Here is an 11482-nt window from a genome sequence, read left to right as displayed (position 1 = left end):
ACGACGATCTGGAGGCGGGCGTGGGGGTGGTACTCGCTCCTGCATTTCCTCCCCGGACGGGGGCGGGGGACCGCCGCCGTACGGCGGTGGTGGAGGGGTCGAGGCCTATTGGAGAGCCTGCATCGGCCCCTCCACCGCGCTGCGCGCGGTCCCCCTCCCCTGCAAATGCAGGGGAGGATTTTGATGACCGAATATCTCCCCCTAGCCGGCATATTGATCGTCGTCTTCGGCTTCGCGCTGAAGCTCAATCCGATGCTTGTCGTCACCGTCTCGGCGATCGCGACGGGGCTGCTCGGCGGGATGGACCTGGTCGCGGTCATCGCCTTGTTCGGCAAGGCGTTCAACGACAACCGGATCATCGCGATCGTCTGGATCGTGCTGCCGGTGATCGGGCTGCTCGAGCGCTACGGGCTGCAGCAGCGCGCCAAGGCGGTGATCCAGGGCTTCCGCAACGCCACGGTCGGGCGGCTGCTCATCCTCTATCTGCTCTACCGGCAGGTGACCGCGGCGATCGGCCTCCATTCGACCGCCGGCCACCCGCAGACGGTGCGGCCTTTGGTCGCGCCGATGGCGCTGGCGGCGGGCGAGAAGCAGCACGGCACGCTCGACGAGGAGACGGGCGAGACGGTGAAGGCCTATGCGGCCGCGACCGACAATGTCGGTCTGTTCTTCGGCGAGGACATTTTCTTCGCGATCGGCTCGATCGTGCTGATCCAGCAGACGCTGGCGACCTACGGCATCCAGCTCGCGCCGCTCGAGCTCGCGGTCTGGGCGATCCCGACGGCGATCGCCGCCTTCATCATCCACGGCGCGCGGCTGCTGATGCTCGACCGGCGGTTGCGGGGGCCCGCGCCATGAGCCCCGACGCGCCGCTGATTACGCTGGAATGGCTCTACATGCTCGCGGGGGCGATGTTCGCCGCCTTCGCCTTGCTGAGCCTCGCCGACCGCAAGGCGAAGAAGCGCTTCGGCAACGCCGCTTTCTGGGGACTGATGGCGGCGAGCTTGCTTGGGGGAAGCCGGATCGCCCTGCTTCCAAATGGCGATTTCATCAACGGGCTGATCGTGCTCGGACTGGTCGGCCTCGCCGGCTTCGGCTTCATCGGCAGGTCGAATCCGAAGACGACCAGCGACCTGGAGCGCGAGGCCTTCGCCGAGATCAGGGGCAACAAGCTCTTCCTCCCGGCCCTGATCATTCCGGCGACCGCCTTGTTCGGCACGCTCGCCTACAATTACACGGCGCTCGGCGAGAGCGGGCTCTTCGAGGCGCGGCGGGAGACCTATATCCTGCTCGGGATCGGCGTGCTGCTCGCCATCGCCGTGATCTTCGCCTGGCTCAAGCCGCCCGCGCTGGCACCGCTGGAGGAGGGGCGGCGGCTGATCGACGCGATCGGCTGGGCCGCGGTGCTGCCGCAAATGCTCGCCGCATTGGGCGTGGTCTTCGCCGCCGCCGGGGTCGGCACGATCATCGGGGACACCACCCGGGCGCTGATCCCGGAGGGCAGCATCTTCCTGACCGTGCTCGTCTTCGCGATCGGCATGGCGCTGTTCACGATGATCATGGGCAATGCCTTCGCCGCCTTCCCGGTGATGGCGGCGGCGATCGGCGTGCCGCTGCTGATCCAGGGCTATGGCGGCGACGCGGCGGTGATCGGCGCGATCGGTATGCTCGCCGGCTTCTGCGGGACGCTGATGACGCCGATGGCAGCGAACTTCAATCTGGTTCCGGCGGCCTTGCTCGAGCTCAAAGACAAGAACGGGGTGATCAAGGCGCAGATCGGGACGGCGCTGCCGCTGCTCGCGGTGAATATCCTGCTGATCTACTTTTTGGCGTTCTGATCCTCCCCGGGACGGAGAGGGATGGGCAGGTCGCCCTGTCCCCCGGACAGGGATTCGGATCGCGGGGCGATCCGAACCTGCCCATCGCGACGCGAAGCGGCGTGGTGGAGGGGGCGGGGAGCTAGGCTCGGAACCCCCTCCACCATGCTTCGCATGGTCCCCCTCCCCGTCCCGGGGAGGATCGGTTAGGGCGGGCGTATGAAGCACCACCTCACCCCCGAGATCGCCAATCGCTTCGCCGAGATCGCGCTGGGGCACGTCACCAAGGAATATCCGCACAAGCTCGACCATGTCATAGACGGGCCGGAGGACGTGCTGGGGCCGAGGGCGCTCCATCCGATCTTCTTCGGCAGCTTCGATTGGCACAGCTGCGTCCACGGCTATTGGCTGCTGCTGCGGACGCGGCGGCTGTTTCCGGGCCTGCCCGTGGCGCCGCGCGTCAAGGCGCTGCTCGACGAGATGCTGGCGCCGGAGAAGGTGGCGGGCGAGCTCGCCTATCTCGACCGCGCCTATACGGGCGGCTTCGAGCGGCCTTATGGCTGGGCCTGGCTGCTCGCGCTCCACGCCGAGGCACAGTGCCACGCGGAGGACCAATGGGCGGCGAACCTCGCCCCGCTCGCCGGGGCCTTCGCCGAGCGGTTCAAGCTCTATTTGCCCAAGCTCACCTACCCGATCCGGGTCGGGGCGCATTACAACACCTCCTTCGCCCTCGTGCTGGCGCGCGACTGGGCGGCGGCGAACGACGCCGAGCTGGCCGCGCTGATCGCGGCGCGGGCGCATCATTATTATGCGGGAGATCGCAGCTGCGCGGGCTGGGAGCCGGGCGGTGACGAGTTCATCTCGCCGGCGCTGACCGAAGCCTTGCTGATGCGGCGCGTGCTCGACGAGGCGGCGTTCCGCGACTGGTTCGCGGCCTTCCTGCCCGATCTGGCGGCGGGCGAGCCGGCGGCTTTGTTCAAGCCCGCCTTCGTCTCCGACCGCTCGGACGGCAAGATCGCGCATCTCGACGGGGTCAATCTCGCCCGCGCCTGGTGCTGGCGGGGCCTCGCGGACGCGGTGGAGCCGGAGCTGGCGGCGCTGGCGCGGGGGACCGCCGACACCCATCTCGACGCCAGCCTGCCGCACGTCGCCGGCGATTATGCCGGCGAGCATTGGCTCGCGACCTTCGCCTTGCTCGCTCTGGAAGGACAAGCCGCATGAACGATCTCTACCTCGCCCTCGGCCGCGCGATCGCGGCGCAATGCCCGAAGGGCTTCAAGGAGGCGCGGCTCGAGGCGGTGCCCGATCAGGGCTCGTATCGCATCGTCTGCGCGCCCGCGGAGGGTGGCGAGGTGACGCTCGGCCTCAACGAGGGCGGCAGCGCCGAGATTCGCCCGCCGCTGGCCGAGATCCGCGCGCGGATGGCGGCCGAGGACGGGCGGGAGTGGCGCAGCTGCACCGTCACCCTGGCCCCCGGCGGCGGCTTCGCGCTCGACGTCGGCTATGCCGACGAAGGCGGCGCGGACGGCGGGCTCAAGATCGAGCTGCGTTAGCGCCGGCTCGTCACTTTCACTTAGGTCGAATTAAAGACGCAAGAAACAAGGGCTCGTCGGCGGCGCCCGTTTGTGCGATCCTGCGGATCGGGCAGAGGATTCGATCCGAAAAGATGCCGGTTATTACTGACCCGCCACCGCCCGACGTCGCGGCGGAACTTGCGACCCTCTCGCTGGCGCTTGACGCGGCTCTGCCCGCCCGAGTCGCCAACAATCTCCTGGTCGCGACCTGGAACCTGCGCGCGTTCGGCAGCCTAACGCGAAAATGGCATAGCGGGCCGAATGATTCGCCCAAGCGCGATCTTCATGCCGCGCTTTGCATCGCCGAAATTCTGTCGCGCTTCGACGTCATCGCCATCCAGGAAGTGAAGTCGGACCTGCGGGCGCTGCGCGACATCTTGAAGAAGCTCGGGCCCAACTGGGCGTTCGCGATGACCGACATCACCTACGGCGATCCCGGCAATGGCGAGCGGCTGGCTTACCTGTTCGATGCGACGCGGGTGAAGCTTTCGGGCCTCGCCTGCGAGCTGGTCATCCCGGAAAATCTCAACACGCCCTTCGCCACGCCGGCGAACGCTTTCCAGCGTCAGTTCGTGCGAACCCCTTATGCGGTGAGCTTTCTCGCCGGCGGCGAGACGTTCGTGCTGGTGACCCTTCATGTCATCTATGGCGACAAGGGCGAGGACCGGCACCAGGAGCTGACCGCGATCGCCAAATGGCTGCGCAACTGGGCGGAGCAGGAGGACGATTTCGGCCACAATTTGATCTGCCTCGGCGACTTCAACATCGACCGGGCGAACGATCCCCAATTTCAGGCCTTCACTTCGACCGGGCTCGCGCCGGCCGAGGACCATGAAGGCCTGCCGCGCACCATTTTCTCGAAGCCGAACCGGCCCGATCTCGACAGTTTCTACGATCAGATCGCCTGGTTCCGGACCGTCAGGAACAAACCCTACCTGACCCTCAAGTACAAGCGAGGCGGCCATTTCGACTTCCGCGGCCACGTCATGGCCGGGCTGTCCATGCAGCAGCTTTCCTTCCGGATGTCCGACCATCTGCCGCTCTGGGTGGAATTCGAGCGATAGCTTTACCCATGCGCCGCTGTCGGCATGGTTTACAAATGCTTACCGGTTAACCCTCGGGGGCCGCGGATTTCCGTCGCTGGCCCGCTTCTTGCTGCTTGCGCGGGCATGAGATTGATCAAGCGCCTGCTCGTCATCCGCACCCGCTGGGAAGCGATGTTCGTCATCTACGCGCTCGCGCTGGGCGCGGTCGGTCGCGGGGTGGATTATCTCGAGCAATATCCGGGCTGGGGCGGCTGGCTGCTCTTCCTCGCCTGCACCGGCGCGGTCTTCCTGGGCGGCGCCAAGATCATGGAATTGACCCGCCCGGACAGCGGCGCGCGGCGGCGCAAGGCCGACTTCATCGAGGCCCGCCAAGAATTGGCGTGATTTCCCAACCCGCGGCGGGGCCGGGACAGCGCTAGCCGCCGCCCTGATCCAGAAAAACGGCGGAAATCCGCCGAAAAATCGAGTTGGCACGGCTCTTGTTATCCTTGTGGGCAACGGTTCACCAAGGTTTCAAAGGAGCAGACAAATGACCAACCTCACCAACATGATCGTCACCGCGGTCGCCGCCATCCTGGTTTCCAGCGCCTTCGTCGGCGCCGCCGTCGGCCCGGCCGCGGTCCAGGCCCCCGTTTCGGTTCAGGCCGTCGCCTGACCCGCGGTCGGCCGGGGCGCCCCTACCCCCTGAGGCGCCCCGGCCGCCAATTTCGGCCCAGCAAAGAGTGACATGACGCCATGAGCATCTTTTCCCGCACCCGCGACATCATCGCCGCCAACGTGATCGACCTCATCGAGCGGTCGGACGATCCGGCGAAGACGATCCGCGTCGTCATCCTCGAAATGGAGGAGACCCTGGTCGAGGTGCGCGCCTCGGCGGCGCGGCTGATCGCGGACCAGAAGGAACGGCGCCGCCAGCTCGCCGAGCTCGCCGAGCTCCAGGCGAAATGGACCGAGCGCGCCGAGCTGGCGCTCTCCAAGGGCCGCGACGACCTCGCCCGCGGCGCGCTGATGGAGAAGGAGAAGCTCGCCGACCTGACCGACGAGATCGGCGGCGAGATCGCCCAGATCGACGCGGCGCTGCGCGGCTTCGAGGCGGACATCGCCAAGCTGCAGGCCAAGCTGCGCGAGGCGCGGACCCGCCAGAACGCGATCATGACCCGGATCGAGGGCGCCCAGAACCGCGCCCGCCTGCGCGAAATGTATGCCGGCGAGAAGGTCGAGGAAGCCTTCTCCCAGTTCGCCCTGCTCGAGCAGCAGGCGGACCTCGCCGAAGGCCATGCCGACGCCCTGCTCCTCGCCGCGCCGCCCAAGTCGCTCGAGGAGGAGATCGCGGAGCTCAAGGTCGCCGAGCGGGTCGACGCCGAGCTCGAGGCGATGAAGGCGCGGAGGATCGCGGCATGACCTTCTCGATCAACCCGGACAATGTCGGCGACATCGTCGCGGTCGCCTCGATCATCGGCACGATCGTCTCGATCCTGGTGGTCAGCCTGATCGTCTATCTTCTGGTCCGCCCGCCCCGCCACGTGCGCCGGCGCCGCAAGGCCGAGAAACGCGGCGAGATCAGGCCGCTGGAGAACGACCCCTACGAGGTCGAGCAATTGTGGCGGATGGTCGACCGGATGGAGGAGCGGCTCAGCGTGGTGGAGCGCGCCATCGACGAGCAACAGACGCCGCGGCTTGGCCGCGAGCATGAAGAGATCATCGAGCCGGTCGGGGACCGGGAAGCAGGGAGGACGAAATGAGAATGCGCGGACGTTTCGCGGTCGACAAGGACAATGGCAAGCTCTTGGGCGTCTGCTCGGGGATCGCCGCCCACACCGGGGTCGACGCGACCATCATCCGGATCGGCTTCGGCCTGTTCGCGATCCTCGGCAGCTTCGTCGTCGCCTGCGCGGCCTATCTGATCCTCGGCTATATCGGCAACCGCCAGCGGCGGAGCGCGCCGGACTATGCCCGGATCAGCGCCGGCCGCGGCCGCACCCGCGAGGAATCGCGCGAGCGGATGCGCAATCTGGATCTCAGGATGCAGGCGGTCGAGACCTACGTGACCAGCTCGAACAGCCGGCTGGCGCGGGAGATCGAGGACCTTCGTTGAAAATAGGGACAGTCCCTCTTTTTGGGAGGAAGTGATGAGCGAATCGATGACGATGATCACCATGGCGAGCTTCGGCCTGGTTGCGATCAGCATCGCGGTCTTCGCTGGGCTCAAGGGCTGGCAGGGCTGGCTCGAGGTGAAACGGCTCGAGCTGACCGGCGCCGGCCGCCGCGAGGCGCGCAGCCCCGCCGGCGATATGATCGAGATGGCGGATCTGCGCGAGCGCGTCCGCAAGCTCGAGTCGATCGCCGCGGTCATCGACCTCTAGGCCGAGGGGGCGTCGTTGCCGGCAACGGCCCCCGGCCGGGCGAGAGCGAGGTAGACGCTGTCGCAGAGCTCGCCGCCGACCTCGGAAGTTCCCTGCGCCCGGCCGGTCTCGACGAAGCCGAGGCGCCTCAGCAGGCCCAGCGAGGCGGCGTTGCGGGGATCGACATCGGCGGTGAGCGCCTCGACGGAAGACGTGGCGAAGATCCGCTCGATCACCGCCTCCAGCGCCTCCCGCGCCAAGCCACGCCCCCAGAAATCCGGATGAAGGATGAAGCCGATCACCGGAAGCCGCCGGCAGCCGGCCTTGCCGATCACCCGGCCCTGATATTCGATCAAATAGTCGTCGCTTTCATCCGCCGGGGCATCGATCGTCGCCTGGAGCCAGAGCCGGGTTTCCTCGAGGTCGGTATAAGCCGGGGTCCACCAGAAGCGGGTCGCTTCCGCATTTGAGAGCACGGCGTGGATTTCAGCCAGGTCCTCGAGCCGCGCTCGCCGGAGCGTCAGGCGCTCCGTCCTGATTTCGCTCAAGGCTCGATCCGCAGCCGTTGCGTGGCGCCGTTCGCGGCGATCAGCCAGATATCGCCGAAATCCTCATGGACTAGCGGGCCGGGCCGGGTGCCGCCGAGCTGCTCGACGATGTCGGGCACGGTGTTGCTGTGGCCGACGATCAAGGCGGGCACGGGGCCGGCGCGGACCCGGGCGACGAGGGCGGGCGTGTCGGCGGGATCGTAGACGAGCGGGGTCAGCCCGAGCCGGGCGGCGAGGGGGGCCGCGGTCTGGCGGGTGCGGCGATAGTCGCTGACATAGATGGCGCGCGGTGCCTGGCCGGGACGGAACCAGTTCGCGAGCGCCTGCGCCGCGCGCTGTCCTTCGGGAAGCAGGTCCGGATCGCGCTCGCCGGAGGGCGTGTTGAGGTGCCGCACCACATAGAAGCTCGGCGCCGCCGGCTCCGGCGTCGTCGCACAGGCGGTCAACGTGGCGAGAGCGAAGACAAGTAAACCTGACAGCCGCATGAATCGGTCCTCCCTGGGGGTGCGCGCGCGCGAAAAATCTACTAACGGCAAGCCACGCCAAGCAATACAGGGCTGAGGATGACCAGCAAGTCCGAGCGCCGCAATCGGCCGGCACTCTCGCTTCACGTTCCCGAGCCGGAGGCCCGGCCCGGCGACGCCGTCGATTTCAGCGGCATCGCGATCCCCGCCGCGGGCAGCGCGCCCCGGCCCGACATCAATGTCGCACCCGCCGAGACCCATCCGCTCTGCTACACGCTGGTGCGCGTGCTCGACGACGACGCCAAGGCGGTCGGCCCGTGGGACCCGCGGCTCGACCCGGACACGCTGCGGCGGATGCTTCGCGACATGCTGTTGGTGCGCGTCTTCGACGAGCGCATGTTCCGCGCCCAGCGCCAGGGCAAGACCAGCTTCTACATGAAGTCGCTCGGCGAGGAGGCGGTGGCGGTCGCGGCCGCGCACGCGCTCGATCGCGAGGACATGTGCTTCCCCACCTATCGCCAGCAGGGCCTGCTCGTCGCGCGCGATTATCCGCTCGTCGAGATGATGAACCAGATCTATTCGAACAAGGGCGATAAGCTCAAAGGCCGCCAGCTCCCGATCATGTATTCGGACAAGGAGAAGGGCTTCTTCTCAATCTCCGGCAACCTCGCCACGCAATATCCCCAGGCGGTCGGCTGGGCGATGGCGAGCGCGATCAAGGGCGACAGCCGGATCGCCGCCGGCTGGATCGGCGACGGCGCCACCGCCGAGGGCGACTTCCACAATGCCGTCACCTTCGCCGGGGTTTATAGGGCGCCGGTTATCCTCAACGTCGTCAACAATCAGTGGGCGATCTCGAGCTTCTGCGGCATCGCCGGCGGCGAGCTCACCACCTTCGCGGCCCGCGCCGTGGGCTATGGCATTGCGGGACTCAGGGTGGACGGCAACGATACGCTCGCCGTCTATGCCGCGACGCGCTGGGCGGCGGACCGGGCGCGCTCGAACCTGGGGCCGACGCTGATCGAGCTCTTCACCTATCGCGCCGAGGGCCATTCGACCTCGGACGATCCCACCGCCTACCGTCCGAAGGATGCCGGCGCCGCCTGGCCGCTCGGCGATCCGATCGCGCGGCTGAAGGTGCACCTGATCGGTCTCGGCGAGTGGGACGAGGACCGGCACGCGGCGCTGGAGGAGCAATTGGGCGCCGAGGTGCGCGCCGCGCAGAAGGAATCGGAGAAGCAGGGCACGCTCGGCAACGGCCATTATGAGGACGTCGATTCGATGTTCGCGGACGTCTTCGCCGAAATGCCGTGGCACCTCGCCGAGCAGCGCGACGCCGCCAAGGCCGAGCGGAAGCGCGGCAAATGAGCGTCATGAACATGATCGAGGCGCTGAACAGCGCCCACGACGTGATGATGGCGCGAGACGAGGACATCGTCGTGCTGGGCGAGGATGTCGGCTATTTCGGCGGCGTCTTCCGCGTCACCGCGGGGCTTCAGAAGAAATATGGCAAGACCCGAGTCTTCGACGCCCCGATCGCCGAGGGCGGCATCGTCGCGGCGGCGATCGGGATGGGGCTCTACGGGCTGAAGCCGGTCGCCGAGATCCAGTTCGCCGACTACATCTTCCCCGGCTTCGACCAGATTTTCTCCGAGGCCGGCCGCATTCGCTACCGCACCGCCGGCGAATGGTCGGTGCCGATGGTGATCCGCTCGCCTTATGGCGGCGGCATCTTCGGCGGGCAGACGCACAGCCAGTCGCCCGAGGCCTTCTTCGCGCACATGCCGGGGATCAAGACGGTGATCCCGTCCAACCCCTATGACGCCAAGGGCCTGCTGATCGCGGCGATCGAGGATCCGGACCCGGTCGTCTTCTTCGAGCCCAAGCGCATCTATAACGGTCCGTTCGACGGCTTTTACGAGCGGCCGGTGACCCCCTGGGCCAAGCATCCGGCCGCCGAGGTGCCCGAGGACTATTACACCGTGCCGCTCGGCAAGGCGGCGGTGGCGCGCGCGGGCGAGGCGGTGACGATCCTCGCCTACGGCACGATGGTCCATGTCGCGATCGCGACTGCCAAGGCGGACGGGATCGACGCCGAGGTGATCGACCTGCGTACCATCGTCCCCGTCGACATCGAGACGATCGAGGCTTCGGTGAAGAAGACCGGGCGCTGCATCGTGCTGCACGAGGCGACGCGGACGGCGGGCTTCGGCGCCGAGCTGGCCTCGCTGGTGCAGGAACGCTGTTTTTACCATCTGGAAGCGCCGGTGCAGCGCGTCACCGGCTACGACACACCCTATCCCCACTCGATGGAATGGACCTATTTTCCGGGCCCGGCCCGCCTCGGCCCGGCGCTCAAGACGGCATTGGAGGACTGACGCCTCATGGCCCGCTACGAATTCAAGCTGCCCGACATCGGCGAAGGCATCGCCGAGGCCGAGATCGTCGCCTGGCATGTCAAGGTCGGCGATTCCGTCGGCGAGGACCAGCAGCTCGCCGACATGATGACCGACAAGGCGACGGTCGAGATGGAAAGCCCGGTCGCGGGCAAGGTGCTCGAGGTCGCGGGCGAGGTCGGCGACATGATCCCGATCGGCTCGGTGCTGGTCGTGATCGAGACCGAGGGCGAAGTCCCGGCGGAGGAGTCCGAGGCGCCCGTCGCGGACGGCATGGCGGAGGTGCCCGAGGCGCTGGAAGAGGTCGTGCCGACGACCGATGTGGCGCCCGAGGAGCGCCGCGGCACGCCGGAACGCCGCTCGGGCGAGGACCGCCGCGAGGAGGATCGGGGCGAGCGGGACCGCAGGGAAGGCGAATGGCGCGCCGAGGCTCCATCCAAAGCGGAGGAGCCGGCCAGGTCCGTTCAGGCCTCGCCGGCGGTGCGGCAGCGGGCACGCGACCTCGGCATCGATCTCTCGCAGGTCAAATATGCGGGCGACCGGGTGCGCCACGCCGATCTAGACGCCTGGCTGCTCTACAATGGCGGTGGTGCGGCAGCGGGGCCGCGTCCGCGCCGGGCGGACGAGCCGGTCAAGGTGGTCGGTCTCCGCCGCAAGATCAGCGAGAACATGCAGGAGGCGAAGCGCCGCATCCCGCACTTCACCCTGGTCGAGGAATATGACGTCACCGCGCTCGAGCAGACCCGCGCGATGATGAATGCCGACCGCGGCGACAATCCCAAGCTCACCATGCTGCCCTTCCTGATCGCCGCCTTCGCGCGGACGCTCGCCGATTATCCGCAGATCAACGCGACCTATGACGACGAGGCGCAGGTGATCACGCGATCCGGCGCGGTCCATATGGGCATGGCGACGCAGACGCCGAACGGGCTGATGGTCGCGGTGATCCGCAATGCCGAGGGGCGAGACCTGTGGAACCTAGCGGGCGAGATTGCCCGCCTCGCCGAGGCGGCGCGGACCGGCAAGGCGACGCGCGAGGAGCTCTCAGGCTCGACCTTCACCATCTCCAGCCTCGGGCCGATGGGCGGAATCGTCTCGACCCCGGTGATCAACCGGCCCGAGGTCGCGATCGTCGCGGTCAACAAGGTCAGGGAGACGCCGGTCGTGGTCGACGGCGAGCTCGAGGTGCGCAGGCTGATGAACCTCTCGCTCTCCTGCGACCACCGCGTCGTCGACGGCTGGGACGCGGCCTTGTTCATGCAGGATTTGAAGAAGCTGCTGGAAAATCCGCTGAA

General features: G+C 67.6%; 16 protein-coding genes. 14 read left to right on the top strand and 2 right to left on the bottom strand.

Features of this window, described 5'->3' with window-relative positions; translation table 11 throughout:
- Nucleotides 1-183 precede the first annotated feature (183 nt).
- The 11 genes from ACT4N8_RS10110 to ACT4N8_RS10060 all read left to right on the top strand — a co-directional run bounded on the left by ACT4N8_RS10110 (nucleotide 184) and on the right by ACT4N8_RS10060 (nucleotide 6800).
- Complete coding sequence (locus ACT4N8_RS10110; protein ID WP_444858003.1) at nucleotides 184-858, top strand: DUF969 domain-containing protein; 675 nt, start codon at nucleotides 184-186, stop codon at nucleotides 856-858.
- A gap of 14 nt (nucleotides 859-872) precedes the next feature.
- Complete coding sequence (locus ACT4N8_RS10105) at nucleotides 873-1838, top strand: DUF979 domain-containing protein (RefSeq protein ID WP_444858005.1); 966 nt, start codon at nucleotides 873-875, stop codon at nucleotides 1836-1838.
- Nucleotides 1839-2036: 198 nt separating this feature from the next.
- Nucleotides 2037-3038: a DUF2891 domain-containing protein gene (locus ACT4N8_RS10100; RefSeq protein WP_444858002.1), complete on the top strand. Its 1002-nt coding sequence runs from the start codon at nucleotides 2037-2039 to the stop codon at nucleotides 3036-3038.
- Nucleotides 3035-3370, top strand: a complete 336-nt coding sequence (locus ACT4N8_RS10095) for a hypothetical protein (protein ID WP_444858001.1) — start codon at nucleotides 3035-3037, stop codon at nucleotides 3368-3370. The genes ACT4N8_RS10100 and ACT4N8_RS10095 overlap by 4 nt, the downstream gene beginning before the upstream one ends.
- Nucleotides 3371-3483: 113 nt before the next feature.
- Nucleotides 3484-4455: an endonuclease/exonuclease/phosphatase family protein gene (locus ACT4N8_RS10090; protein ID WP_444858000.1), complete on the top strand. Its 972-nt coding sequence runs from the start codon at nucleotides 3484-3486 to the stop codon at nucleotides 4453-4455.
- Between the two features lie 105 nt (nucleotides 4456-4560).
- Nucleotides 4561-4821, top strand: a complete 261-nt coding sequence (locus ACT4N8_RS10085; protein ID WP_444857999.1) for a hypothetical protein — start codon at nucleotides 4561-4563, stop codon at nucleotides 4819-4821.
- A gap of 145 nt (nucleotides 4822-4966) precedes the next feature.
- Nucleotides 4967-5092, top strand: a complete 126-nt coding sequence (locus ACT4N8_RS10080; RefSeq protein ID WP_444857998.1) for a hypothetical protein — start codon at nucleotides 4967-4969, stop codon at nucleotides 5090-5092.
- A gap of 80 nt (nucleotides 5093-5172) precedes the next feature.
- Nucleotides 5173-5838, top strand: a complete 666-nt coding sequence (locus ACT4N8_RS10075; protein ID WP_444857997.1) for a PspA/IM30 family protein — start codon at nucleotides 5173-5175, stop codon at nucleotides 5836-5838.
- Complete coding sequence (locus ACT4N8_RS10070; RefSeq protein WP_444857996.1) at nucleotides 5835-6179, top strand: hypothetical protein; 345 nt, start codon at nucleotides 5835-5837, stop codon at nucleotides 6177-6179. Before ACT4N8_RS10075 ends, ACT4N8_RS10070 begins: the two co-directional genes overlap by 4 nt.
- Nucleotides 6176-6532, top strand: a complete 357-nt coding sequence (locus tag ACT4N8_RS10065; RefSeq protein ID WP_444857995.1) for a PspC domain-containing protein — start codon at nucleotides 6176-6178, stop codon at nucleotides 6530-6532. The genes ACT4N8_RS10070 and ACT4N8_RS10065 overlap by 4 nt, the downstream gene beginning before the upstream one ends.
- Before the next feature lie 34 nt (nucleotides 6533-6566).
- Complete coding sequence (locus ACT4N8_RS10060; RefSeq protein WP_444857994.1) at nucleotides 6567-6800, top strand: hypothetical protein; 234 nt, start codon at nucleotides 6567-6569, stop codon at nucleotides 6798-6800.
- Here ACT4N8_RS10060 and ACT4N8_RS10055 read toward each other — a convergent pair.
- Nucleotides 6797-7327 (bottom strand): GNAT family N-acetyltransferase, encoded by a 531-nt coding sequence (locus ACT4N8_RS10055; protein ID WP_444857993.1) that lies wholly within the window; start codon nucleotides 7325-7327, stop codon nucleotides 6797-6799. The genes ACT4N8_RS10060 and ACT4N8_RS10055 overlap by 4 nt on opposite strands.
- Nucleotides 7324-7812 carry a SixA phosphatase family protein gene (locus ACT4N8_RS10050; protein WP_444857992.1) on the bottom strand — a complete coding sequence of 163 codons (489 nt, stop codon included), beginning with the start codon at nucleotides 7810-7812 and terminating at the stop codon, nucleotides 7324-7326. The genes ACT4N8_RS10055 and ACT4N8_RS10050 overlap by 4 nt, the downstream gene beginning before the upstream one ends.
- 78 nt (nucleotides 7813-7890) lie before the next feature.
- Here ACT4N8_RS10050 and ACT4N8_RS10045 point away from each other — a divergent pair, with 78 nt between their 5' ends.
- The 3 genes from ACT4N8_RS10045 to ACT4N8_RS10035 all read left to right on the top strand — a co-directional run.
- The gene (locus tag ACT4N8_RS10045) at nucleotides 7891-9159 is read left to right on the top strand and encodes a 3-methyl-2-oxobutanoate dehydrogenase (2-methylpropanoyl-transferring) subunit alpha (RefSeq protein ID WP_444857991.1); all 1269 of its coding nucleotides are present in this window, start codon (nucleotides 7891-7893) and stop codon (nucleotides 9157-9159) included.
- Between the two features lie 5 nt (nucleotides 9160-9164).
- Complete coding sequence (locus tag ACT4N8_RS10040) at nucleotides 9165-10169, top strand: alpha-ketoacid dehydrogenase subunit beta (protein WP_444858004.1); 1005 nt, start codon at nucleotides 9165-9167, stop codon at nucleotides 10167-10169.
- Between the two features lie 6 nt (nucleotides 10170-10175).
- Nucleotides 10176-11482, top strand: a 1307-nt coding sequence (locus ACT4N8_RS10035; protein WP_444857990.1) for a dihydrolipoamide acetyltransferase family protein, incomplete at its 3' end; no start/stop codon positions are given.

The sequence above is a fragment of the Sphingosinicella sp. genome (assembly GCF_052387495.1).
GTDB lineage: Bacteria > Pseudomonadota > Alphaproteobacteria > Sphingomonadales > Sphingomonadaceae > Allosphingosinicella.
The sequence above is the reverse complement of the archived record's forward strand: the minus strand, read 5'-3'. Positions and strand labels throughout refer to the sequence as shown.

What these genes read in the sequence shown, in the direction of transcription:
- ACT4N8_RS10085 (WP_444857999.1), top strand. Translation starts at nt 4,561, where the DNA reads ATGAGATTGATCAAGCGCCTGCTCGTCATCCGCACCCGCTGGGAAGCG.
- ACT4N8_RS10065 (WP_444857995.1), top strand. Translation starts at nt 6,176, where the DNA reads ATGAGAATGCGCGGACGTTTCGCGGTCGACAAGGACAATGGCAAGCTC.
- ACT4N8_RS10045 (WP_444857991.1), top strand. Translation starts at nt 7,891, where the DNA reads ATGACCAGCAAGTCCGAGCGCCGCAATCGGCCGGCACTCTCGCTTCAC.
- ACT4N8_RS10110 (WP_444858003.1), top strand. Translation starts at nt 184, where the DNA reads ATGACCGAATATCTCCCCCTAGCCGGCATATTGATCGTCGTCTTCGGC.
- ACT4N8_RS10075 (WP_444857997.1), top strand. Translation starts at nt 5,173, where the DNA reads ATGAGCATCTTTTCCCGCACCCGCGACATCATCGCCGCCAACGTGATC.
- ACT4N8_RS10040 (WP_444858004.1), top strand. Translation starts at nt 9,165, where the DNA reads ATGAACATGATCGAGGCGCTGAACAGCGCCCACGACGTGATGATGGCG.
- ACT4N8_RS10090 (WP_444858000.1), top strand. Translation starts at nt 3,484, where the DNA reads ATGCCGGTTATTACTGACCCGCCACCGCCCGACGTCGCGGCGGAACTT.
- ACT4N8_RS10060 (WP_444857994.1), top strand. Translation starts at nt 6,567, where the DNA reads ATGAGCGAATCGATGACGATGATCACCATGGCGAGCTTCGGCCTGGTT.
- ACT4N8_RS10050 (WP_444857992.1), bottom strand. Translation starts at nt 7,812, where the DNA reads ATGCGGCTGTCAGGTTTACTTGTCTTCGCTCTCGCCACGTTGACCGCC.
- ACT4N8_RS10080 (WP_444857998.1), top strand. Translation starts at nt 4,967, where the DNA reads ATGACCAACCTCACCAACATGATCGTCACCGCGGTCGCCGCCATCCTG.
- ACT4N8_RS10070 (WP_444857996.1), top strand. Translation starts at nt 5,835, where the DNA reads ATGACCTTCTCGATCAACCCGGACAATGTCGGCGACATCGTCGCGGTC.
- ACT4N8_RS10100 (WP_444858002.1), top strand. Translation starts at nt 2,037, where the DNA reads ATGAAGCACCACCTCACCCCCGAGATCGCCAATCGCTTCGCCGAGATC.
- ACT4N8_RS10095 (WP_444858001.1), top strand. Translation starts at nt 3,035, where the DNA reads ATGAACGATCTCTACCTCGCCCTCGGCCGCGCGATCGCGGCGCAATGC.